The sequence below is a fragment of the Paenibacillus sp. GL_099_B genome (assembly GCF_057835695.1).
In genome coordinates this window covers 6,501,424-6,525,913 of sequence record NZ_CM174430.1, presented here as the reverse complement: position 1 = coordinate 6,525,913, position 24,490 = coordinate 6,501,424, and the positions used below count along the sequence as shown (strand labels likewise).

The 24,490-nt window shown below is 50.9% G+C and carries 20 protein-coding genes; 15 read left to right on the top strand and 5 right to left on the bottom strand.

Going from position 1 to position 24,490, the window contains the following annotated elements:
- The first annotated feature begins 2 nt into the window (after positions 1-2).
- The 3 genes from AC3ITG_RS29750 (at position 3) to AC3ITG_RS29740 (ending at position 3,070) form a co-directional block, all read left to right on the top strand.
- Complete coding sequence (locus tag AC3ITG_RS29750) at positions 3-1,283, top strand: ABC transporter substrate-binding protein (protein WP_413374278.1); 1,281 nt, start codon at positions 3-5, stop codon at positions 1,281-1,283.
- A 78-nt stretch (positions 1,284-1,361) separates the two neighbouring features.
- Entirely contained in the window at positions 1,362-2,246 is an 885-nt protein-coding gene (locus AC3ITG_RS29745) for a carbohydrate ABC transporter permease (protein ID WP_064641854.1), read from the top strand.
- The gene (locus AC3ITG_RS29740; protein ID WP_024632759.1) at positions 2,243-3,070 is read left to right on the top strand and encodes a carbohydrate ABC transporter permease; all 828 of its coding nucleotides are present in this window, start codon (positions 2,243-2,245) and stop codon (positions 3,068-3,070) included. Before AC3ITG_RS29745 ends, AC3ITG_RS29740 begins: the two co-directional genes overlap by 4 nt.
- Positions 3,071-3,174: 104 nt before the next feature.
- Here the strand turns inward: AC3ITG_RS29740 and AC3ITG_RS29735 are convergent, their stop codons facing one another.
- On the bottom strand, positions 3,175-4,662 hold the full coding sequence (locus AC3ITG_RS29735) for an aminotransferase-like domain-containing protein (RefSeq protein WP_489252167.1): 1,488 nt from the start codon (positions 4,660-4,662) through the stop codon (positions 3,175-3,177).
- A 156-nt stretch (positions 4,663-4,818) separates the two neighbouring features.
- On the opposite strand from AC3ITG_RS29735, the gene AC3ITG_RS29730 reads away from it, so the two are divergent.
- Complete coding sequence (locus AC3ITG_RS29730) at positions 4,819-5,424, top strand: LysE/ArgO family amino acid transporter (protein WP_489252166.1); 606 nt, start codon at positions 4,819-4,821, stop codon at positions 5,422-5,424.
- A gap of 90 nt (positions 5,425-5,514) precedes the next feature.
- On the opposite strand, the gene AC3ITG_RS29725 is transcribed toward AC3ITG_RS29730, so the two are convergent.
- From AC3ITG_RS29725 to AC3ITG_RS29715, 3 genes are all read right to left on the bottom strand, one after another.
- Positions 5,515-6,351 carry a methyl-accepting chemotaxis protein gene (locus AC3ITG_RS29725; protein WP_489252165.1) on the bottom strand — a complete coding sequence of 279 codons (837 nt, stop codon included), beginning with the start codon at positions 6,349-6,351 and terminating at the stop codon, positions 5,515-5,517.
- A gap of 323 nt (positions 6,352-6,674) precedes the next feature.
- Positions 6,675-7,676 carry a GTP 3',8-cyclase MoaA gene (gene moaA, locus AC3ITG_RS29720; protein WP_489252164.1) on the bottom strand — a complete coding sequence of 334 codons (1,002 nt, stop codon included), beginning with the start codon at positions 7,674-7,676 and terminating at the stop codon, positions 6,675-6,677.
- A 119-nt stretch (positions 7,677-7,795) separates the two neighbouring features.
- Positions 7,796-10,018, bottom strand: a complete 2,223-nt coding sequence (locus AC3ITG_RS29715) for a methyl-accepting chemotaxis protein (protein ID WP_489252163.1) — start codon at positions 10,016-10,018, stop codon at positions 7,796-7,798.
- Positions 10,019-10,562: 544 nt separating this feature from the next.
- On the opposite strand from AC3ITG_RS29715, the gene AC3ITG_RS29710 reads away from it, so the two are divergent.
- The 11 genes from AC3ITG_RS29710 to AC3ITG_RS29660 all read left to right on the top strand — a co-directional run bounded on the left by AC3ITG_RS29710 (position 10,563) and on the right by AC3ITG_RS29660 (position 22,789).
- A complete protein-coding gene (locus AC3ITG_RS29710; protein ID WP_489252162.1) occupies positions 10,563-11,378 on the top strand; it encodes an ABC transporter ATP-binding protein in 816 nt (271 codons plus the stop codon).
- Positions 11,347-12,171 carry an ABC transporter permease gene (locus AC3ITG_RS29705; RefSeq protein ID WP_489252161.1) on the top strand — a complete coding sequence of 275 codons (825 nt, stop codon included), beginning with the start codon at positions 11,347-11,349 and terminating at the stop codon, positions 12,169-12,171. Before AC3ITG_RS29710 ends, AC3ITG_RS29705 begins: the two co-directional genes overlap by 32 nt.
- A complete protein-coding gene (locus AC3ITG_RS29700; RefSeq protein WP_413374285.1) occupies positions 12,168-13,118 on the top strand; it encodes an ABC transporter permease in 951 nt (316 codons plus the stop codon). The genes AC3ITG_RS29705 and AC3ITG_RS29700 overlap by 4 nt, the downstream gene beginning before the upstream one ends.
- A gap of 103 nt (positions 13,119-13,221) precedes the next feature.
- Positions 13,222-14,298, top strand: coding sequence for an ABC transporter substrate-binding protein (locus AC3ITG_RS29695; protein WP_489252160.1), 1,077 nt, complete (start codon positions 13,222-13,224; stop codon positions 14,296-14,298).
- A gap of 87 nt (positions 14,299-14,385) precedes the next feature.
- Entirely contained in the window at positions 14,386-15,759 is a 1,374-nt protein-coding gene (locus tag AC3ITG_RS29690) for an aspartate aminotransferase family protein (RefSeq protein ID WP_489252159.1), read from the top strand.
- Positions 15,760-15,837: 78 nt separating this feature from the next.
- Positions 15,838-17,118 carry a M20 family metallo-hydrolase gene (locus AC3ITG_RS29685; protein WP_489252158.1) on the top strand — a complete coding sequence of 427 codons (1,281 nt, stop codon included), beginning with the start codon at positions 15,838-15,840 and terminating at the stop codon, positions 17,116-17,118.
- Between the two features lie 45 nt (positions 17,119-17,163).
- Positions 17,164-18,045 (top strand): nitrilase-related carbon-nitrogen hydrolase, encoded by an 882-nt coding sequence (locus AC3ITG_RS29680; protein ID WP_489252157.1) that lies wholly within the window; start codon positions 17,164-17,166, stop codon positions 18,043-18,045.
- Positions 18,046-18,112: 67 nt separating this feature from the next.
- Positions 18,113-19,480, top strand: a complete 1,368-nt coding sequence (locus tag AC3ITG_RS29675; protein WP_489254544.1) for an NAD(P)-dependent oxidoreductase — start codon at positions 18,113-18,115, stop codon at positions 19,478-19,480.
- A gap of 344 nt (positions 19,481-19,824) precedes the next feature.
- The gene (preA, locus tag AC3ITG_RS29670) at positions 19,825-21,120 is read left to right on the top strand and encodes an NAD-dependent dihydropyrimidine dehydrogenase subunit PreA (protein ID WP_413374290.1); all 1,296 of its coding nucleotides are present in this window, start codon (positions 19,825-19,827) and stop codon (positions 21,118-21,120) included.
- Positions 21,117-22,556 carry a dihydropyrimidinase gene (gene hydA, locus AC3ITG_RS29665; RefSeq protein ID WP_489252156.1) on the top strand — a complete coding sequence of 480 codons (1,440 nt, stop codon included), beginning with the start codon at positions 21,117-21,119 and terminating at the stop codon, positions 22,554-22,556. The genes preA and hydA overlap by 4 nt, the downstream gene beginning before the upstream one ends.
- 5 nt (positions 22,557-22,561) lie before the next feature.
- Positions 22,562-22,789, top strand: a complete 228-nt coding sequence (locus tag AC3ITG_RS29660) for a hypothetical protein (protein ID WP_379436707.1) — start codon at positions 22,562-22,564, stop codon at positions 22,787-22,789.
- Positions 22,790-22,793: 4 nt separating this feature from the next.
- Here the strand turns inward: AC3ITG_RS29660 and AC3ITG_RS29655 are convergent, their stop codons facing one another.
- Complete coding sequence (locus tag AC3ITG_RS29655) at positions 22,794-24,470, bottom strand: PucR family transcriptional regulator (RefSeq protein ID WP_489252155.1); 1,677 nt, start codon at positions 24,468-24,470, stop codon at positions 22,794-22,796.
- Positions 24,471-24,490: the final 20 nt, after the last annotated feature.

Here is a 24,490-nt window from a genome sequence, read left to right as displayed (position 1 = left end):
AGATGAAAGTATGGAAAAGCGTAGCAAGTGCGGTACTTGTGAGCGTTCTGCTCGCAGGCTGCGGTTCCAATGCGGGTACGGATGGTAAGGCGGAGGGGACTGCATCGGGCAGTACGGTGTCCCTCAAAGTATTCATTGCACAGCCGCGGCTGAAAGAACATTACGATAAATATATAGAACAGTTCAAAGCCAAGGAGAAAGCCGAAAAGAATATTGAAGTCAACGTACAACTGGAGATGCCGCCAGCAGATAATGCGCCGCAGATTCTGAAAACACGACTTGCCTCCAATGATGCACCGGACGTGTTCGCGCTTCATGCGGTCAATGAAATTCCACCGTTCAGCAAAGCGGGTTATCTGGAAGACCTGTCGGGTCAACCTTTTGTCGATAAATTACTGGATTCCGTTAAGCCTTCCGTAACGGATGCGTCGGGTAAAGTCGTGGCCGTTCCTTTGGAAACGTTATCTTGGGGATACCTGTACAATAAGGATATTTTCAAAGAACAGGGGATAGAGATACCAACGACTTTGACGGAAATGAAAGCGGTCGTGGAAAAGCTGAAAGCAGCCAACATCACACCGTTTGAACTGTCGTACAAAGAGGCCTGGATTCCACAACTGTTCCTGCCACTTACTGTAGGTGCACTGACTCAGTCAGAACATAAAGACTTCTTGGATAAGATGAATCAGGATCAAGGTTCCTTCTCGGACATGAAAGCCTTGTTCGACATCTTCGATCTCGTCAATGCCAATGGAACGGAGAAAGCGCTCGAAGTGGGCGGCGATGATGGTTCAGCAGCCTTTGCAACAGGCAAAGCAGCAATGTGGATTCAAGGACCTTGGTTCGCGGAAACCATCCTGAAGTCCAATCCCGATATCAACTTCGGCGTAGCTCCACTGCCGATCAATGACAACCCGGATGATACCAAAATCAATCTGAGCACATCGACTTCACTGGCCGTATCTTCCTCCAGCAAAAACAAGGAAGTGGCACTCGACTTCGTAAACTATGTTCTCGATGACAAGGATTCAAGTGCATTCTATGAAGCACTGAAATTCAATCCGGTTGCCAAAATTCATGACTTCAAAAGTTTCCCTTGGGTAGACGATGCCTTGAAATATGTTAATGAAGGCAAAGCGTATCAGGATCCATCCATTCCTCAAGCGGTTAAGGATGAATCAGGCAAAGCGCTGCAAGGTTACTACTCCGGACAACTGGATCAGCAGCAGGTGATTGATGCGCTCGACAAGGCGTGGAAATCCTACAACAAAGTCAACAAGTAAGCAGATGAAACGGCTGGCAGAACGGTCTTCGTTCCCCCGTTTACGCGAGTCTGCTTATAGTGAAAAGGGGGAGAACCAATGGCTACGAATGTATTCAAGAAGTATCTGTCGCTGCTAGCGTTCACTGCGCCTGCCTTTGTCATCTATGCCATTTTCCTGCTGTATCCCACATTTAGTGGATTGTTCTACAGCTTGACGGACTGGAATGGTCTGAACCGGGATTACAGTTTTATCGGTCTGGGGAACTTTGTGGAGCTGTTCAAGGAAGATCCCGACTTTCTGAATTCCCTATGGTTCACGTTGAAATATGTGGTGTTTATGCTAATACTGCAAAACGGAATTGCCTTGCTGCTCGCCGTGTTCATTGAGACACGGACGCGCAGCAAGGGGTTATTCCGGACCCTGTTTTTCATGCCGAACATGATCAGTACAATCATCAGCGCCTTTATGTGGACATTCATCTTCTCCCAGGTGCTGCCGCAGCTGGCCGAGAAATTGGCGGTCTCCTTTTTGGACCAACAGTGGCTGGGTGATCCGAAATTTTCATTCTACTCCATCCTGATCGTATCGCTCTGGAATGGTGTGGGGTATATGATGATCATCTATCTGGCTGCACTCCAGGGTGTGCCGAAGAGTCTGAAGGAAGCGGCTGTTATTGATGGAGCTAATGCGTTCCAGGTACTGCGTAATGTCGTATTACCGATGATCACTCATGCCGTGACAATCTGTTTCTTTCTGACATTGAACGGAGCCTTCAAAGTATTTGAAGTCGTGTACGGACTTACAGGTGGCGGTCCAGGCAGAGCCACTCAGGTCATTACGATGAATATCTATGAAGAGGCATTCTCCAACAATTTTAGATATGGATATGCCAGTGCCAAGTCGGTTGTGTTATTCGTCATCGTGCTCATCTTCACGCTCATTCAGATTACGGTGATGAAGAAGAAAGAGGTGGAAGCATGAGGATGCAACGAATTAACAGCTACCTGATTCGACTGCTGCTGGTCCTAGGCTCCCTCGTCGCAATGCTGCCAATCTACATGGCGATTGTGAACTCATTCAAAACACAAGGCGAAATGTTCCAGTCCTTTATAGCTCTCCCAACGACATTTCATTGGGAAAACTACTCGGATGCGTTCAACAAAATCAACCTGCTGGGCAGTTCATTGAACTCGGCGATCGTATCCTTCCTGGGTATTGGTGGTATTGTATTCTGCGCTTCATTGGCCGGATACAAGCTGTCGCGTACTTCAGGCAGACTGAGCAACCTGATCTTCTTCCTGTTCGTGGCATCCATGCTCGTTCCTTTTCACTCGATCATGATTCCGCTGACACGAGTTGCCAAAGGACTTCACGTTCAAGGTAGCACATACGGATTGGCTCTGATCTATATCGGACTTGGTGTGAACATGGCTATCTTCCTCTATCACGGGTTTGTTAAGTCCATCCCGCGTGAATTGGAAGAATCGGCACAGATGGATGGATGTAATGAGTTCCAGACGTTCTTCCAGATCATCTTCCCACTGTTGCTGCCAATTACGGTCACCATCGCCATCTTGGACTTCCTGTGGATCTGGAATGATTTCCTGTTGCCGCTGCTCATGCTGACGGATGTGAATCGTTATACGCTGATTCTGTCCACGAACATGCTGTTTGGCGAGTACAACAAGGAATGGCCGTTGATTCTGTCCTCCCTGGTACTTACCGCGATTCCGGTGGTTCTCATCTATGCGTTCTTCCAAAAGTTCATCATGGAGGGTATTGCAGAAGGTGCGGTAAAAGGGTAAGGAAAACCTGCGACCTTGACGTATCTGTCTCATTAATACAAAAACTCAAAGAACCGCCTTGATCAGAGGGATGTCATTCCTTCCGATCAAGGCGGTTTTTCATTTCATGATGTCATCAGCTTATTGACTGTCTGTGCCAGAAGGTGAAGACCACGCTCCATCTCATCCGGTGAAGCGTAGGCATAGGACAGACGAATGTGGTCTGTATCCAGGCGGTCATAGAGATATCCCGGATGAATCAGCACATGATTCTCCAGACAGGCATGGAACAGTTCTCGAATGGAAAGAGGACTTGTGGTAAATCGGAGCCAGATATAAAAGCCTCCGGCAGGTATGCTCCACTCGGCGATTTCACTGAAATCGCGTTGCAGAAGCTCAAGCATAAAGTCTCTGCGTTTGCGAAGTTCCGGCCGCAGACGATCCATATGTTGCTCGTGGTATGCATCGGCAAACCAGAGTGTAGCAGCCTCCTGAGCGAGGGAGCTGGTGCCATAATCCGTCTGCATCTTGATGTCTGCGAGACGACGGATGACCGGCTCCGGCCCAACCAGCCAGCCGAGGCGCAGACCGGGGCTGACCGCCTTGGACAAGGTGCCCATATGCAGCACCCGTCCTTCCTTGTCGCGCGCCTTCAGCGCTGGCGGCGGGGGCTCGTCCAGCCATAGGTCGCTGTAGGCGGCATCCTCCAAAATGGAGATGCCGGTGTTCCGCGCTGTGGCGAGCAGTTCTTCCCGGCGGCTGTCACTCATGACGGAGCCGGTAGGATTGTGGAAGCTCGGAATCGTATAGAGCAGCGAGATGCTGTCCCTGTTTGCATTGTTCTGTACGGCATCTTCCAGACGCGGAGTGTGTAATCCTTCGGCATCCATCGGAATGCCGCTCATTTTCAACCCGGCAGATTGGAAAGCATGAATGGAGTACAGATAAGATGGCTTCTCCAGCAGGACTGCCGATCCGCGGGGCAGAAGCCCAACTGAAATAAGATGTAGTGCCTGGAGAGAGCCGGAAACGATCAGAATGGAGTCAGGGGAGGCTTGTATATCGCTTGTTTGCAAGTAAACGGACAAAGCCTGACGGAGCTCCAGACTACCCTGAGGTTCGAGGTAGTTTAGTGTACGAGAACGACTGGATAGAGCATGGAGGATGTCGTTAAAAGCCTCCTGGGGCATCAGCTCAGGTGCAAGCTCACCAGTTCCGAGCCGAATGATGCCTGGCTGGAATTCAACCCGGTTAATCTGCTGTACCTCTGGTAGATTGGGATAATACCAGCCTTCTTCAATGGCTTCTTCCCAGTTGGGCTGAGCCCCGTGAGCCAGCGCATGCCAGCCAGAGCCACAGACATATGTTCCGCCACCATGTCTGCCTTCGATCATGCCTGCGGCGGCCAGGTTTTCCAATGCAGTGACCAGCGTGCTGCGATTCACACCCATGGATTGAGCCAATGTCCGTTGTGAAGGAAGCCGGTACCCTGCTGTCCATTCCCCTGCAGTAATTTTCTCGCTGATATAGACCTCAATCTGTCGGTATAGAGGTAAGGAATGGGAGGGGTCCGGCTTCCAGCTCCCCCCCTGTCGAGAATCGAAACGATTCATGGGCAGTTTCACCTCCTTTATGGAATGAGTGATGTATTTACGTTTTCTCTTATTTCGAACACTATATCATTTGGTTGGTTCCAATGCCATCCAAGTGGTTGGTTACGCCTGACGTTATCTCCTCTACTATGGAGACATGTCTAAGGGGGATGAACGATGGGGGTAATTATTCACGCGGTGGTGCTGGCGTTTGGCCTGATCTTGCCACTCGGTGTACAAAATGTATTTATTTTTAATCAGGGCATGAGTCAGCGAAGTTATGCGCGGGCGCTGCCAGCTATAGTAACCGCAGGACTCAGTGATACGTTGTTGATTGGTGCAGCGGTCGGAGGGGTGTCCCTTATTTTGCTGCAATGGCCGCTGCTGGCCAATGTATTGTATGCAGGAGGGAGTGTGTTTTTACTCTATATGGCATGGAGCATTTGGAAGTCATCCGGGCCTGCGAATAGTTCAGCAGCAGTGCTGTCTGCGGGAAGACAGATCGCTTTTACTGCTTCAGTTTCCTTGCTTAATCCGCATGCCCTGCTGGACACGGTAGCCGTAATCGGAACCAGTTCGCTTCAATACGAAGGGGTGGCACGCTTTTATTTTGCAATTACGGCGGCAGTGGTATCATGGGTATGGTTTCTGGGACTGGCAGGTGCAGGCAGGCTAGTAGGTAGAACAGACCGTACAGGCCGGATCAGTGTTTTCTTCAATCGGTTGTCCGCTGTAGTCATGATCGGAATGGCGGGCATGATGCTGTGGAAGCTGATCCTCTAGTAAAAATAGAAAAGAATCCCCTCACGTTAAACGTGCGGGGATTGTTTATATGCTGGCCTTATAGTTAATGCGCCAAATGAGTATTCTATCTTATTCTGCCTTCAATAGCATGGATTCAATGAAAGACTTGAGATCCTTGGATGCGTTGTTCAGTTGATCAATCACCTCGCTGAACTCGGTGACGAGTTCGGCCTGCTGGTTGCTGGATTGGGCAATGGATGTAATCTCCTGTTCCATCTGACGAATGGAATGCTGTACTTCCTTCAAGGAGCGTTCAATGTTCACTGTAGCTTCTTTGGTTCCGGTGGATAACTTGCGTACTTCGGTAGCAACAACGCCAAAGCCAGCGCCTGCTTCTCCTGCTCGAGCTGCTTCAATGGCAGCATTCAGGCCTAGCAGATTCGTTTGCTCCGAAATTTCACGAATGAATGAAGCTACTTTGGTGACTTCACTGGAATTTTGCACCGCCATCCGTGTGTTGTCCAAAATCTGTGAAGATGAAGCGGTCAGTTGCTGGGATTGAGCAGCTACGGTCTGAACCATATCGGTTAACTTACCGCTAATTTCCCCGATCAATTCGGTGAAGTGCCCCAGTTTTTCCTCGTTTTTGAGTGAAAATCCAATGGCCAATGCGCCTACGATCTGGCCTGCTTCATCGCGAAGCGGGGTAGCCGCAGAGTTAATGGGAGTCCCGTAATGATGCGCTTCAATACGATTGGCTGAAGTCTCACCATGGATAAGTGCCCGGCGTAGTGTAGGATCTTCAAGCGAGATCAGATCTCCAGCCTTGATACCCAGATCAAGATCTTCGCTCCGTACGTAATACCGGAACTGCTCCATATCGGTAACAGCAATCATCAAATCATTTTCCTTGAGCATGATTTTAAAATACGGGCTTGCTGCAACAAGTGCTTCAACAATATTCAATTGGATCAACTCCTATATATGTGTGCGTATTATCGTGATGTATTGTATATTCATCGTCAGAATTGCGGGATTCTTGAAGGCCTAAAGAGGACATATGGCAGATTAATTTTATTTTAATCTTGAAATCAGGAAAATTGATCAACAAGGTTAGAAAAAAGAAAAATACATGACAAAAAAGCTGCTGAGGATCATCTGACCTCAGCAGCTTTTAGTACATCGATAATGGCTGTATTTTGAGAAGTATATCGTGTGCTTACGTTTATTATTTCTTCCTGCTCTGATGCATTTAAACGATGAGCAGGTACCCGCCAGATCACGCTTGCCTATCCGCCGATTTGGGACATGCGTCGTACCGTCGGTGTATGACTTTGCATTTTCTGCTCCAGGGCAAGCGCCATTTCATGATTCTTCGGTTTGGTGCCAAGCGCTTTGAGGAAGAGAGCTGCCATAGCATCGGGGGCATCTACGAAGCGGCGAACATTGTATTCATCCGACCAGTACAGACAAGCTTTGATATGCCCGTCTGCTGTCAGGCGGAGTCGGTTGCAGTTATCACAGAAGTGATCACTGACCGGATGGATCAATCCAAATGTTCCTTGTGAACCGGCAATCTTCATGTTTCGTGATGGACCATTACCTGCCGGACCTGCCGTATTTTCCACCGTCCAGCCAGCTTCTGCGCATACATCGGTGACTGCTTCCAGTGGCAAATACGATTTGCGCCAGGAATCTGAAGCCTGCCCAATCGGCATATATTCAATGAAGCGCACATGCAGTGGCTGATCTATGGTCATGGCAATGAAATCCTTAATCTCATCATCATTGATGCCCTTCATTAACACGACATTCAGCTTGATCGGAGCAAGTCCAACTGCTGTGGCGGCTTCAATGCCTTTCAGCACCTTATTTACATCCCCACCGCGAGTAATCATGGAGAAACGGCTCGCCTGCAGGGAATCCAGACTGATGTTAATCCGGTTCAGTCCAGCGACTTTCAGGGCCTGAGCCTGTTTGTCCAGCAGCAATGCATTGGTAGTTAACGCAATATCTTCAATCCCGTCAATGGCCGAGATCATACTTACGAGTTGATGCAGATCTTTCCGTACCAGAGGCTCGCCTCCGGTCAGACGGACTTTGCGCATTCCCATTGGAGCCAACACTTTGAGCACCTGGGCAATTTCCTCGTAGCTCATAATTTGGTCATGCGGGGCAAATTCCATGCCTTCTTCAGGCATACAGTACACACAACGCAAATTACAGCGGTCCGTAACAGAAATACGGATGTAGTCATGTATTCTGCCAAAAGAATCCTGGAGCATTTCCATGCAGACCACCCTTTCATTGATTCAGATTGGAAAGCTTCTATATGAAATGAACCGACAATGTCTAAACGAACAGTTGCATCAAATTTTAGCTATTTCTCCAATCCGCGTCAATGATGACGTCAGATAATCGCGTTTTTATCGGGATGGGTCAGTTGGAATTGTCCCACAAGCTGTTGCAAGAAGACCGTGATGGCTTCTACATTGTGCGATGAATGCTGAACATGGAGCATGTCGTTAATAAGCTCGACCATCTCGGCTTCCACCTCGGAAGACGTGGAACGATTTTTGTGGCTGATGGCGGCGATATTCTCCATCAATACCACGACCTGATCCACAACCTGTGTTCTTTGGGGTTCTTCAGCCGTCGCACTTTGGAGTAACTGTGAAGCAGCCTGAACAAGCGTGGTGCCTTCAGCCAGCACCTGATCACCTTCCTTGATGGATTGCGAGGCTGCTCCTGCCGCTACAGAGATATTATCCAGAATCTGATGAATATCTTCCGTGGAGGAACGGGATAATTCTGCCAGCTTGCGGATCTCACCAGCAACGACGGCAAATCCGCGTCCATGTTCGCCGACATGGGCTGCTTCAATGGAAGCATTTAGTGCAAGCAGGTTGGTCTGTGCCGAAATTTCATCAATGACAGCAAGTGCGCGGTAGATGTCCTGCATGGTCGCCATAAAGGATAAAATCGTATGGTTGGTGTCGGACACGGCTCCCGAGATCTGGGTCATTTTGTCTCCGATACGCTCCACTTCCTGGCGGGCAACGTCAATCTGCTCTGTGGACGACACTTCAAGCTGTTGTAAGGTGAGGCGCATTTCGTCGGCGGCTACTTTGGCCTGATCCAGGTCCTCAAGCTGCTTGCGTATCCCCTGAATCATAGAGCCAAGTTTGAGATTTACACGTTCGGTTGTTCCCTGTGTAGTTTCCGTTGACGCCCGCATCTGGTGCTGGTTGTTCATCACATCCACGGTGGCAAGCTGTACCTTGAGCATAATTCCTTCCAGAGAGTCGATCATATTGTTGATCCATTTCGCCAGTTCACCTGATTCATCCTGGGCAAAAGCCGACGTGTCCAGACGCTGAGTCAGATCCCCTTTGCCTTCGGCGTTAATCCGAATAAAGCGGCTAATGCGGCGCAAATCCTCATGGCCCCGTTGAACATGTTTTCGTTGCAGTTGGCTTGCAGTCAGGAATCCATAGATGAAATTAAAGGCAGCGATGGCTGCTGCGCTCCATGCACTTCCAGTCAGCGCATATACAAGTGCAGCTCCCGCAATGCCTGACAAAAGGATGTACAAGCTATGCTGCTTGAATTGGCGCCAGCCAATGCTGCGTATCCGATACACTTCCTCCAGATCGCCTTCACACATCATGCCCCACAGATCCGGACAGTGGGGAAGCTGGAACGTGATGCCTTTTCCAATAACTGATATATGACGATAGTCTGAATAACCCGGAAAAGCCACAAACAGATTGGAGCCATTGCGAATGGTATTCGCTACACCGGGATGAAGTTCGTTGGTAGAAGGATCGGTAAACATCAGTTCCAATTCGGTATGCTCTTTAACAGATACAACGCCCCATTCGGTGGTTACGCCGTCTTTCAGATTCTCCCCATGGGTGAATGTATGATCCTCGAAGCGGCTGCGGGACAGGGCAGTCCCGGGTTGAAGCGTGGGCCGCAGTTTTGATTCAGCCATAAAAAGATAATTATCCCCCGAATCAGGGTAGATGTGGCCTGATTCACGCTGGATCAGATCGCCCAATACATCATTAGGTACACGACTGCACAGGGAACCGATGTAACGGCCGTTTTCCATGATCGGTACGATAAACGTCAAGGTTACATCATCGTGAAACGTGGAAGAACGTGGTCCAATTTCTAGTGTGAGCGGATCAGTATAAGGTCCAAACAGGCACTTTTGTCCGTTGATATCCGCTTGGGTATACCTAAGTCCTGGCCCGATCAAAGCATTTCCATCTTCGTAGACTTGTCCAATATGATTCTTATATGTAGAAAATACAACCTGGTTTTGCTCGTTCAGCATAAAAAGCTCAGTACTATCCGTAGCGCGTACATAACTTGCTGCGAACCATACCTCCAATCCGTGTACATCTTCCGTACCTTGCAGCACCCCCTGCGGATGAACGGCCCGTACCTGCTGAAGCAATCGATCCAGATGATTCCACTGCTCCTCAGCCCAATCCATCAAGAGCTGCCGCCGGGTCTCGGCGATGCCCTCAAAGATTTCCTCCACGTCTTGCTTCATATTTGCATTCAACCGATACGACCGCCACAGCGGCCACCCTTTTCTCCATCCCAGCCAATCAAACATACGGACCACCCCGATTTCTGATTTTGAAAATCCTTTGCGAGACTGCGCGGAAACGCGATTATCCAGCCACTATGGGTGGTGGACGGGAATCAATGACACCGCCTTCATGATCCCAGAACCAGACACCGTATCGGGGCGAGATTTCACGTCCTTCTATATGAGCATTTTGCAAAATGCTGTTATCAATGTTTATACAAGAAAATCACCAAGAATACGAGGGTATATGTCATATTTTCCGAATATTTATTCAATAAATACAAATGATTATGCGTCTTTATTTGAATATTACAAGAGTTCTGTGTGAGTAAAGTAGATGTTAGATAACATACACGCAAATTAACATGCTTAGGACTGAGAATCGGTATCATTTTACACTGTGTAACATGAACAGGCCCATACTCAAAACAGTCTGTATAATGTAATCCCCGCCCAAAGATATATAGTATTACCTAACAAGCAAAACCTGTTACGTTCGTGTATATAAACCTTCCATTCAGCCTTGGTGTGAAAAGATTGCGAGCTTCCCGCGAAAAGGAGAATGCCTATGTCCTCTATCATCGTCCCCGACGCCTGCCATATTGAGCTGGATCACGTGTCCGTTGTATTTGGCAGTGGAGCACAACAAGTTACCGCTCTGTCCGACGTTTCATTTCAAATCCATTCCAATGAGTTTGTCTCTCTGCTTGGCCCCTCGGGGTGTGGCAAGTCCACACTGCTGCGACTCGTAGCCGATTTGCTCCAACCAACGACAGGCAGCATCCGTGTTGCCGGGGAAGAACCGGAGCGGGCGCGGTTGCAGCGCCAGTTCGGTGTTGTCTTCCAGACTCCAGCTCTGTTCGATTGGCGCACGGTACGCCACAATGTGGAGCTTCCACTTGAGTTGCTCGGCACAAGCCGGAAGGAGTGCGGCCGCATTAGTGGTGAACTGCTTGATATGGTCGGGCTGACCCGCTTCGCTGACCATTATCCCTGGCAGCTCAGTGGGGGCATGCAACAGCGTGTTTCCATCGCACGGGCACTTGCGCTTGATCCGCCATTGCTGCTTATGGATGAACCTTTCTCCGCATTAGATGAATTCACGAAGGAGAAACTGCAACTGGAGCTGCTCGATATTAAGCTTTCTACAGGCAAGACATTCCTTTTCGTCACACACAGTATCCCCGAAGCCGTATTTCTGTCTGACCGTATCATCGTCCTCTCCGCACACCCCGGGCAGGTGCACTCCATTCATTCCGTTCCCCTGCCTGCTGAACGGAATCGAGAGCTGAGGGAAACCGAAGCCTTTTACCGCATGATGACCACCATCCGTAATTGTTTCTATGAGGAGCGTGATCCAATCCATGTTCCTGCACACCAATAAGCTGGGTTTTCGTTCCTGGGTAGCGATCTGGATTTTGTCCGTATTGCTGCTGTGGGAAAGTGTCGCCTGGTTTCTCCACTTGATCATGTCACCCCAGCAGGCAGCATCCCGTCTTCCTTATCTTCATGAAGTTCTCGCAGCCCTGTTTCGGTACTCAGGCACATTGGCTGAACAGGGGGCCGTAACGTTTGGGAATGCAGCAATTGGTTTTGCCGGTGGAACAGTACTGGGTCTGCTGCTGTCCCTGCTCATGAGTGTGGCGGTTTGGGTGGAGCGTACCTTATCTCCCTATGTCATCTCGTCACAGATGGTGCCCGTAATCGGCCTTGCGCCCATTATCTATGGCATTATCCATAACGCCGAGTGGGCCCGAATTATTATGGCGGCTTACGTTACGTTTTTCCCGATTATCATTCACACACTCAAAGGATTGAAAAGTGCAGCACCGGAGCATCTGGAGCTTATGCGTTCCTGTGGAGCTTCCCTGCCTGCGCGTTATATCAAATGTCTGCTGCCTTCTGCGCTACCGGGTTTGTTTTCCGGTATGAAAATAGCTGCTCCGCTTGCAGTTACCTCTTCCATTGTGGTGGAGCTGATGGGAGCCCCGGACGGACTTGGCGTGCTGATGGTAAGTTCCCTGTATTACGGCAGTGCCCAAATCGGCATGTTCTGGGCCACTATCATGCTCAGCATTGGCATTGGACTCATTTCGTATCTTGCCATCAGCCTCGCTGAGCGCTGGCTAACCCCATGGCAGCCTGAATTCAGGGCCAAGGGAGGGCGTGCTGCATGATGAATGAAAGTGTGATGGTAACCCGCAAAGGTGAAGAGGGTGCGACGGCAGCTGTTTCTGGCACGGCATCCATTGGGGAGTCTATCGTGGATCCGGTTAGGGTGCCATCTGCTTCAAGTACGGATATCCATGGACAACAGGGACAAGCCGGACAGAGACGGCTGCGCAGAAGCGTTCGCAAAAGCTCAATTGGCCTGCGCCTGTTGCCATGGCTTGCAGGAGCATTATTTCTTACCCTATGGCAGCTTCGGTTGTTCCATCAGTTATTCTCGCTTGAAAGTTACCAACTGCCTGTTCCAACAGCGATTGCAGCGTCCATCAGGGAAAATGGGGAGATGCTTTTCCGATACGCGATATACAGCGGAACCGAGATGCTAGGTGGCTTTCTGCTCGGCTCCTTGCTGGGAGCCTTGGCGGCTGCGGGTGCATCCTTCTTCCCGACGAGCGGCAGGGCGGCGGTTGCCGTGATGTCAGCGCTGAACGCCGTTCCGATTGTTGCGCTGGCCCCGATTATGAACAACTGGTTTGGGGACGGTATATGGTCCCGTATTGCTGTCGTGACTGTAATTACGATGGCTGCCATGGCTGTGAGTTTATTCAAGGGGTTGACGTCGATTCAGCCACAATACAGTGATCTGATGGGTGGTCTTGCCGCTAGCAGGATGCAGGTTTTCGTGAAGCTGCGCTGGCCTCATGCGCTGCCTTCCCTCTTCGCAGGTCTGAAAATTAATATGTCGACCAGTATTATTGGCGCCATTGTGGGTGAATTTTTCATCGCCTCCCAGGGGCTTGGATACTTGCTTTCAGATCAGATCCGACTGGCAAACATGCCGCTTGCCTGGTCCTGTATTGTTATTGCCGCCGTGCTCGGCATTGTGTTGTATGAAGTCGTCGTTCTGACCGAAAAACGATTGATCCCGTGGAATCATGCACGTACAGATCCGTAAAGCTCATCAAAATGCCAACCATCCACAGATCGATTGACTCGTGAAGCAGGGCTACACAGTACCTGATTGAAAATCCTTATATAAACAGGGGGTTGTTCTGTATATGTACAAAACGTTAAAACCGGGTTTTCTGGTGTTGGTACTGTTGGTCGTTGCGATGCTGGGAGCGTGCTCCGCAAAATCAGAGCCGTCCGTCACTCCTGCTGCTGCCAGCTCTGAGGGAGCGGGAGGGTCAGATCAGCCCTTAACCAAAGTGAAGATCCAGCTCAAATGGGTACCGCAGGCTCAGTTCGCGGGGATATACGCCGCCAAGGAGAAAGGTTTTTTTGCAGATGAAGGTATTGATGCCGAGATCATTCCGGGCGGCCCGGATATTGTGATCGAACAGCAGGTGGTCAACGGCGCAGCCGATGTCGGGATCACCGGCGTAGACAGTTTGCTGGTCAGCCGGGATAACGGCCTTCCGCTCGTCTCCCTCGCCCAGATTTCGCAGAAGAGCAGTTATCGATTGATTGCCAAGAAGTCCGCAAGTATTACCGATCCCGCCCAGATGAAGGGCAAGAAAGTGAGCACATGGTTCGGCAGCCAGCAGTTTCAGGTTCTCGCTTTTATGGAGAAGAACGGCCTTGATCCCAAGAAGGATATTGAACTGGTGAAGCAGGGCTTCACGATGGATCAGTTCTTCAACGATCAGGTGGATGTTGCCACGGCGACGATCTATAACGAATATCACGTGGTACTGGAAAGTGGGACGAAGGAGTCCGATCTGGATGTATTCAACATTGAGGATGCCGGGGTAGGCATGCTGGAGGATACGCTGATCGCGAAGAAGGATTGGGTGGACAGTAATAAAGAGCTCGCGGTGAAAGTGACCCGTGCCGTTCTGAAAGGCTGGAACTACGCTATCGACAATCAGAATGAAACGGTGGATATCGTCATGAAGAACGTAACCGACGGCAGCACGACCCGTGAACATCAGGTGACCATGCTCGAAGAGATTGCGAAGCTGATTCGCCCGGAAGGATTTACGGAGAAACAGGTGGGCAGTTTCGTGGATGAGTCTTTTACCCGGACTGCGGATATTGCCCTGAAGTATGGCCTGATCAAGAAAGCCGCTAATCTGGACGAAGCACTGGAGAAAAGCATCTATGAAGAAGCGGTGAAGGATGTCACGAACTAAATAAGTGTGGAGCGTTCGGAAGAGGGTACTGCAATCGAAGTGGTCAATTGTAAAGTCTTAGGTTCAGCTTGGAGAGGAGGATGACGAATGAGCTCAGTGGATCAGCAACCCCAGCCGTTTGGTGGTACGAAGGAAGAGTGGCTGGAGAAGGATCGCAAATATGTGTGGCATCACATCTCGCCTCATAACGATCATCCGATGATTGCCGTAAGCGGGGAGGGCAGCTGGATCACGGATCAGGATGGCACACGGTATCTGGATGCGATGTCGGGACTGTGGTGTGTGAACGTTGGGCATGGACGCGAGGAAATTGCCCAAAGTGCCTATGAGCAGATGAAAGCTCTCGCGTACGTACCCATGACCCAGAGCCATGAGCCGGCGATTCTGCTGGCAGAGAAGCTGAATGACTGGCTGGAGGGGGAATATCGCATTTTCTTCTCCAATTCAGGTTCGGATGCCAATGAGGTGGCGTTCAAAATAGCCCGTCAGTTTCATCATCAGAATGGTGAGCCCACTCGTCACAAATTCATCTCCCGTCACCGTGCCTATCACGGCAACTCTATGGGCGCACTGGGCGCTACCGGGCAAGCCGCCCGCAAAATCAAATACGAGCCGCTGGGCGTAGGCTTCTCTCATGTACCGCCTCCTTATTGCTACCGCTGTCCATTTGGACGAAACAAGGATGGATGCGGATTGGAATGCGCCACCATCTATGAGGAGGTTATTCGCTGGGAAGGGCCGGAGACGGTAGCTGCGGTCATTATGGAACCGGTCATTACAGGGGGCGGCATGATTGTCCCGCCTCCGGATTACATGCGCACTGTGCAGGAGATTTGTCAGCGCTATGGTGTGCTGTTGATTGTGGATGAGGTCATTTGCGGGTTTGGTCGCTCCGGGCAAAAATTCGGTCATCAGAATTATGGCGTGCAGCCCGATATTGTCACGATGGCAAAGGGCATGACGAGTGCGTACGCTCCACTATCGGCGACAGCCGTTCGAGCGGATCTGTATGAAACGTTCAGAGAACCCGGACCCGATTCACACTTTCGTCATGTGAATACGTTCGGGGGCAATCCCGTATCCTGTCGCGTGGCACTGGCGAATCTCGAAATTCTGGAACGAGAGGATCTGGTCAGTCGTGCCGATGAACTTGGATACCTGCTTCGGGATAAGCTGGAGCCGCTGCTGGAGTTATCGGTGGTTGGAGATATCCGCACATTTGGCTTCGCCTGCGGGGTAGAGCTGATTGAAGCAGATGGTTCGCCTGCTCATGCGGATAAGGTCATGAAAGTGCTGGCAAGCTGCAAACAGGACGGCATCCTGATTGGCAAGAACGGCGATACGGTGCCGGGATTTGCGAATATTTTGACCATCTCACCGCCGTTTGTCACCACCGAGGAAGAATTGGACCTGATCGCTGGCAGTTTGCTGGCTGCACTACGCAGTCTGGATGCTGGATAGTGATGGAGGAGAGGCGCTAATCTAGTGGGATCTTCATTTATATCGTGCTTGTGAATATGCGTAAGGAGGCGAGGGAGAATGCAGACCACCACTGGAAAAATTATTAATCAGCTGCGTCTGGATGATCGAATTGAACAGTTGTCCCGTATTGGCCGAATTGGGGAGACGGGTGTCTGCCGACTGGCCTTGACCCCGGAAGATATGGAGGGCATTATCCAGGTTCGTCTCTGGATGGAAGAGGCCGGGCTTGTGACTCGCCTTGATCCGTTTGGCAATCTGATTGGTCGCCTTGAAGGTACAGATTCGTCCCTGCCGATCCTCATGATCGGTTCACATATCGATTCCCAGCCGTATGGCGGTCGGTATGATGGGGCCATCGGCGTCCTTGGTGCGCTGGAAGCTGTTCAGTGTCTGATGGAACAAGGCAATCACCCTCGGATGCCGATTGAGGTCATTGCCTTTTGTGATGAAGAGGGTTCGCGTTTTAACAAAGGATTATTTGGCTCACGTGGCATAACCGGACAGCTGGAAGAGGGTGAATTGGAGCGAAAGGACAAAAATGGGGTGACCCGACGAGATGTACTGGAGGCCTTTGGTTGTGCACCGGAACAATTTGCCGAAGCGATCTATCCGGCAGGTTCGATTGGCAGTTATCTGGAGCTGCATATTGAGCAAGGGCCTGTTCTCGAATCGCTGGACGCTCCGGTAGGCTTGGTGACTGGCATCTCGGGCCCGCTGTGGCTCACGGTGACGATGAAAGGCATGGCAGGGCATGCCGGTTCCGTACCGATGGGGATGCGGCATGATGCGCTGGTGGGCAGCGCCAAGGTCATTGCGGCTTTTGACGATATGGTCAGAGAAGATCGGGAAGCTCCGACAGTAGGGACCGTGGGAAGCCTCAGTGTCTTTCCCGACTCACGCAACATCATCCCTGAGCAAGTCAGCTTTACGGTTGATTTGCGAGATATGGAGATGGAGCGCAGAAATCGGCATGAGGGAAGGCTAATGAGCCTCTTAAATGACGTTAGCTCGGAATACGGCCTGACCTACTCCCTGACCGAAGATACCAACAGCGAACCGCGATATTGTGCAGAAAGGATCAAGAATGCCATTCGCTCGTCTGCCGAAGAAATCGGCCTGCCTTTACCGGAGCTGATGAGTGGTCCCTTCCATGATGCACTTGCCCTTTCTTACGTGTGTGACTATGGCATGATCTTTGTTCGCAGCAAGGATGGAATCAGCCATCATCCAAGTGAGTATTCTTCACCAGAGGACATTGCTCTCGGTACAGAAGTGTTGTACCGCACGATCAGGCAGATGTGCATCCCGGAAATTGCGAGTAACGGAACTGACGTGTAAAGGCTGTTCATATCAAACCATTTCCCAAGGAGGCGATGTGGCGTTATGGGTAAAATCAGCATCGGGATGATTCAAGCTTCACACGAGGTGGAGGGTTCGGCACCAGTTGAAGTGCATAAGGAGGCCGCCATTCAGAAACACATTGCGCTGGTGCGTGAAGCGGCTGCTCGGGGAGCGCAGATTATTGGCTTGCAGGAAGTGTTCTACGGGCCTTACTTCTGCACGGAGCAGAGCCCCAAGTGGTATGCATCTGCCGAGCAGGTGCCGGAAGGACCGACAACCAGGCGTTTTCAGGAGCTCGCGAAGGAGCTTGGCGTGGTAGTCATTTTGCCTGTATACGAGGTGGAAGGGATCGCTTCGTATTACAATACGGCTGCTGTTATTGATGCAGACGGCTCCTACCTGGGGAAATACCGCAAACATCATATTCCGCATGTGGAAGCGGGCGAAGGCACGAATGGGTTCTGGGAAAAATACTATTTTAGGCCAGGTAACCTGGGGTACCCGGTATTTGATACAGCCTATGCCAGAGTGGGTGTGTACATCTGTTATGATCGTCATTTTCCGGAAGGAGCACGGCTGCTTGGGCTGGCTGGTGCGGAGATTGTATTCAACCCCTCCGCAACGGTAGCCGGAACATCGGAATATTTGTGGAAGCTGGAGCAGCCTGCCCATGCGGTAGCTAATGGCTATTATGTGGCTGCCATCAACCGAGTGGGAGTGGAATCGCCATGGAATATGGGGGAATTTTATGGTCAGTCGTATCTGGTGGACCCGCGAGGCAGGATGGTTGCCATGGGCAGCAGGGATCAGGATGAGGTCATCATTGGCGAGATGGATACGGAGTTGATTCGGGAAGTACGCAATGTATGGCAATTTTACCGCGATCGACGACCCGAGACCTACGAACATCTCGTTAACCTGTAGCAATGGCCGGCCTGGGATAAAAAATCTGGAGATAACAGAGATCAACCTTATGGAGGTGTAGGGCATGATGAACAGCGCAGGAGCAACGTTGTCCGATTACGGATGGGAGAGTCGTTTTACCGAAATGAAGCCTGCAATGACGGGTAAAGAAGCGATGGAGGAATCGAACCGCTGTCTGTACTGTTATGATGCACCCTGTATCAAGGCATGTCCAACCGACATTAATATTCCTTCGTTTATCAAAAAAATATCGACAGGTCACCTCAAAGGCTCGGCTCGGACCATTATGGAAGCCAACCCGGTTGGTGCTAGTTGTGCACGGGTCTGCCCGACAGAGGAACTGTGTGAAGGCGCTTGTGTACTGAATGAGTCATCCAAGCCGATTCGGATTGGTGAATTACAGCGATATGCAACAGACTGGGCGCGGACGAAGAATGAACCGTTATTCAAGGCAGCGCCTGCCAACGGAAGAAGTGTTGCAGTTGTAGGAGCAGGGCCTGCGGGATTGTCTGCGGCCAGAGAGCTGGGTCGTGCAGGGTACGAGGTGACGATCTATGAAGCCAAAGCGAAAGGCGGAGGGCTGGGCACGTATGGTATTGTGTCCTTTCGCCTGCCGGAATCCGTAGCCTTATGGGAAGTTGAACAGGTGAAGGCACTGGGTGTGCAGATTCGCTATGGTATACGCATCGGGGTGGATGTATCCGCTGAAGAGTTATTGGAGCAGCACGAAGCCGTTATTCTTGCTTGCGGGATGGGCGCAGTCCCGATGCTTGGCATTGAGGGAGAGACGCTGGAAGGTGTCTATGATGCCATTGAGCTGGTGGAATCCACGAAGCAGGGGGTGCCTCCGGCCCTGAACGGTCTGAAGGTTGCCATTATTGGTGCAGGCAATACGGCAGTGGATGCAGCAACCTGTTCGGTACGCCTGGGGGCCGAGCGTGTGCAGATGCTTTATCGACGCGGGGAGAGCCAGATGACGGCTTATGCTTTTGAATATACATTTGCAAAGCAGGAGGGTGTGGAGTTCCGTTGGTTTACCATGCCGCAGCGCATTATTGGAGATGAGAACGGTCGGGTTCAGGCTATAGAATGTGTGAAAATGAAGCTGGTTACTCCACCTGAAGGTGGTCGGGCACTGCCTGTGCCGGTTGAGGGATCGGAGTTCATGCTTGAATGTGATACCGTTGTTCGAGCCATTGGACAGAACCGTTTGCTGCCATTAATTGAGGCATTTGGCCTGCGTCATAACTGGGGCGTTGTTGAAGTGGAACCACAGACGTACCGCACCTCCCATCCGCAGATCTATGCGGCAGGGGATGTTATCTTCGGACAGGGGCAGGGTGAAGCGATGGTGGTCTCTGCAGCACAGCAAGGTAAGCTGGCAGCTGCATCGGTGATGAAGGCGTTGCCCGGACAGGTGGAAGAGACGGCATGAGATATGAGGTTGGAAAGGGGGCTGGGAGAACGGTGAGAGGGAAGCAGACGCATGGAAGGTGAAGTGATATTTCACAATCTTGCATTTAGTTATAGCTAACGAATCTTATGCACCAAGCCTTCTACGATTCGTTAAAACGCTCACCTACCGCATTTTCGTCAAATAGAAGGCGTAAGGTTCGTTAGAGTGTATGCAAACAGATTATGCCAAGTGGTTGGCAACACCAACCACTCAAACTAACCTGATCAAGCAGGATTCCTGGGTCATACATGAGGTTCCAGTCTATCTTGTGAAGTTCAAACAAACACCATTGTGAGTTCAAACCACACCAAGGAGGGATCGTTATGGCTGACTTATCCATTAATCTGGCAGGTATTCGATCGCCCAATCCATTCTGGCTGGCCTCTGCGCCGCCAACCAATACGGGGTACCAAGTTCAGCGGGCCTTTGAAGCAGGCTGGGGTGGTGCCGTCTGGAAGACGTTGGGCGAACCGATCATTAATACCTCTTCACGTTTTGCAGCCGTTCATTTTGGTGGGCAGCGCGTCGCGGGTTTTAACAATATTGAGTTAATATCCGACCGTCCGTTGGAGGTGAATCTGCGTGAAATTGCCGAGACCAAAAAGCGGTTCCCGGATCGGGCAGTGGTTGCTTCACTCATGGTAGAACCGAAACGCGAGAAATGGCATGAGATTGTGAAGAAAGTCGAAGCTGTCGGCGTAGACGGGCTGGAGCTGAACTTTGGTTGTCCGCATGGCATGGCCGAGCGTGGTATGGGAGCTGCGTCTGGTCAACAACCGGACCTGGTCGAATTACAGACGATGTGGGTGAAGGAAGTGGCGACCACACCTGTTATTGTGAAGCTAACGCCCAATATCACCGATATTACGGCGACTGCCCGGGCAGCGGTGCGCGGCGGTGCGGATGCGATTTCCCTGATTAATACGATCAACTCCCTGGCGGGTGTGGATCTCGATTCTTGGAATACCGTGCCGCATGTTGGTGGAAAAGGGGCCCATGGCGGGTACTGCGGTCCGGCTGTGAAGCCGATTGCGCTGAACATGGTTGCCGAATGTGCGCGCAATCCGGCAGTTGGTGTGCCAATCTCCGGCATCGGAGGCATATCCGATTGGCGGGATACCGCAGAGTTTTTACTTATGGGTGCGACGGGGGTCCAAGTATGTACCGCAGCCATGCATCATGGCTTTCGTATCGTGGAGGACATGATCGATGGATTGAACGATTATCTAGAGGAGAAAGGTCTGCGCAGTGTATCTGAATTGATCGGTCAGACGGTTCCCCGTTATTCGGATTGGGGTAATCTCGATCTGAATTACAAAGTGGTAGCCCGCATCAACCGCGATGTCTGCATCAATTGCAACAAATGCCATATCGCCTGCGAAGATACCTCACATCAATGTATTGATATGTTATCCGACCCCTCTGGCTCCTATCTGGAGGTTGTTGAGGAGGATTGCGTCGGGTGTAATCTGTGCTCGATTGTCTGTCCGGTGGACGGCGCAATTGAGATGGTAGAGATCGCACATGAACAGGAACCGTTAACCTGGAATGACCGTCAATCTGCGATTGCCCTGCTGCAATCGGCCAGAGATCAATCCACTAAGGAGGCGATATCATGAGTACCCGCAAATTGATTCGTAATGGAATGTTGGTCACGGCGTCGGATACGTTTGAAGCTGATATCTACATTGAAAACGGAAAGATCGTGCAGATCGGCATGGGACTTGTGCCGGATGAACGAATGGAGGTTGTAGATGCGTCCGGCTGTTATGTCATCCCTGGCGGGATTGATCCGCACACTCATCTCGATATGCCATTCGGTGGAACGGTGACAGCGGATGATTTTGCAACGGGAACCGCAGCTGCTGCCTTCGGCGGCACAACGACGGTCATTGATTTCTGTTTGACGCAAAAAGGCCGACCTTTGTTGGAATCCCTTCAGGAATGGCATACCAAGGCCGAGGGTAAGGCCGCCATTGATTACGGGTTTCACTTGATGATTGGCGAGATGAATGATCAGGTGCTGAAGGAACTGCCACAGATCATTGAAGAAGAGGGTGTGTCTTCTTTCAAGGTGTTCATGGCTTATAAAAATCAGTTTCAGGCCGATGACGGCATTCTCTTTCAGACGCTGCAAAAGGCCAAAGAGTACGGCGCACTTGTCATGGTGCATGCTGAGAATGGTGATGTTATCGATTTGCTGGTCCAGCAGGCGCTGGCGGATGGGAGAACCGAGCCAATCCACCATGCACTTACCCGACCTTCCATGTTGGAAGGAGAGGCTACAGGGCGTGCGGCCCGATTGGCAGCACTTGCTGATTCACAGCTCTATGTGGTGCATGTCACCTGTGCTGAAGCCGTGGAGCAGATCGCACGTATGCGAGACATGGGCTATCGAATCTGGGGCGAGACCTGTCCGCAGTACTTAACCCTGGATCAATCGAAGATGGACCAACCGGATTTTGAAGGCGCAAAGTACGTCTGGTCCCCACCGCTGCGTGAAGCCCCTCATCAGGAAGTGCTGTGGAATGCACTCAAGAACGGCCAATTGCAGACGATTGGCTCGGACCATTGTTCGTTTAACTTCAAGGGACAGAAGGATCTGGGACGGGATGATTTTAGCAAAATTCCAAATGGGGGCCCTGTCATTGAGGATCGGCTCAGCATTTTATATTCCGAAGGGGTAGTGAAGGGGCGGATTTCACTTAATCAGTGGGTGGATCTATGCTCTACACGGGCAAGCAAGCTATTTGGTTTATTTCCGCAGAAAGGGACCCTTGCTGTGGGGACAGATGCGGATATCGTCATTTTTGACCCATCCATCTCAAGGGTGATTTCGGCAGCTACTCACCATATGAATGTGGACTATAGCGCCTTTGAAGGCATGCAGATTCAGGGATGTCCGGTGACAGTGCTATCCCGCGGGGAATATGTGATTCGGGACCGGCAGTTTGCCGGGGTGGCAGGCGCGGGTCGCTATGTGAAGCGTGATAAATATGATGCCGGTGCACCATTACCTGTAAGACAGCCTGTGACGGCAGTGAATGGAGGGTGAAGCTGATGTCTGACCATGATGTGTTTGAGGCGGAAAAGATGGCGATCGAACGAATGGTGGCGCAGGGTTATCGCATCTATGCCGTTCGGGAACATCTGGAGGGTGCTCATGTCGTTTGGGGGCACCCCGATCTTCCCGGAGAGAAACAGGAGCAGTATGTGGGTACGGCTTCTGGGCGGAAGTGGTTCAGTCATATCCTGATCAGGCAGCTTCAGGAGCAGAAGGGAGCGTAGAAGGTCACGCGAGTGGCCCATGAACGTATTCATATGCATAGATGGCAAGTTCGATGGCGACGCGTTTCTCGGGGAGGGTATAGTCGTCACCCAGGAGTGTCTCAATTTTGTGTAATCTGTGATATAACGTCTGTCGGACGATAAACAAAGCCGTGGCTGTCTCCTGTTTAGAGCAGCATAGAATAAAATATTGTTTAAGCGTACGTAACAACTGGCCGCCTTTTTCGGCATCATAACGAATGACAGGACCGAGATATTCCTCAATGAAATCATCCAGACTACCGCTCTGCTTCATGCTGGAAATAATGCGGTAACAGTGAAGATTGCTATAAAAAGGCTGCTGCATCACACCGATGTCCTTCTGAATACGCAGGGTATCCTTGGCTGCCTCAAGGCTGTCTTTCAGACGTGATAGATCAGCGCAGCTGTGACCGATGCCGAACAGACCCGAGAAGAGGCGATGGGTCTGTTCCTGTTCATGCTGCTGCAATTGTTCAATACAGCGCCATAGACTGCTTATTCGCTGAGATCCAGGCAGAGGGTCAAGAATAATCAGAATGATTTGGTGGTTTAGAACCGTGCTATATAGGGCGAATCCTTCTCGGGAGAAAACGGAACGGGCAACGATGTTGCGTTGAATTAGCAGTTTCTGCAGCTTAAGACTGTCTGTGTAGTTGGGATTGCTATCGAACAAAATGACAGTACCTTTTCCAAAAGCAAGCTGGGCGTTGGCAGCAGATACATATTCATGAATTTCTTTAGTAGAATGATGTCCGTTAAGCCAGTCGATGACCCACATATCTTCCTTGTAGCGTCGTTTTTCCTCCATGTATTTGGTACGCATCCAGTCCTGAGCAATGGCGGCTGCACAACGTTCCAGTGCCTGGATAATGAACTCATCGGATGGTTTGTTAGGGGATTCCGGTTCGTGATCCGGCAGCTTGTTGAGCATCAGCACCAGATCGGCAAATGCATAATCAAGCGCCTGAACAGGCAGGGTGAGTGCATCCAGTGAATGCACCGAATGATTCGCTCGTAACAAATGATCTCCATTGTCCGCATGACCACGATGTATCAACCACTCCTGCCGACGAGTCTCCAGTTGGGCTGGAGGGCAGTAGGGAACAGCACTCGCTTCGCCGTCCAGTGGATATAACGCTACAGGATAACCCGTTGTTCGAGACAATAGTCGGAGCAATGGTTGTACACCGTCTCCATTCAAAAGAAGTTGGTTGAACGAGGTGGTGAGGCTGTCGAGTTCGGCAAGCATACGCTGGTGGCTGCGAATCAGGGCGAAATGCAGGTCTTGTGTAATATCGATATAACGTACTTGTTCGTGGAACCAGATCAGCGGGAAATCTTCTGCTGCTGCAAGTTCCTTCATGGGTCCAAGCTGGGACTTGGTGTGGGCCCCCAATTCGATACAGAGTCCCGCAGCTCCACGAGCAATTAACTGGCGCATGAAAGACAGTCCCTGCTTTTCATCATCCTGCCAGCCAATGCCAGTCGTTAGCACTAGTTCCCCGCCATTAAGCAAGTTGCCTACTTCGGTAACCTCCATGATATGCACCCAACGCACATATCGCTCCAAGGCCCGTTCACTGGCGAGCACCTCAGCCTTACGGAACACTGGACGTTTCAGCATGTCTCTCATCTGAATATGTAGCGTCGTTTCCCCCACACAACCACGTCCTTCCCACA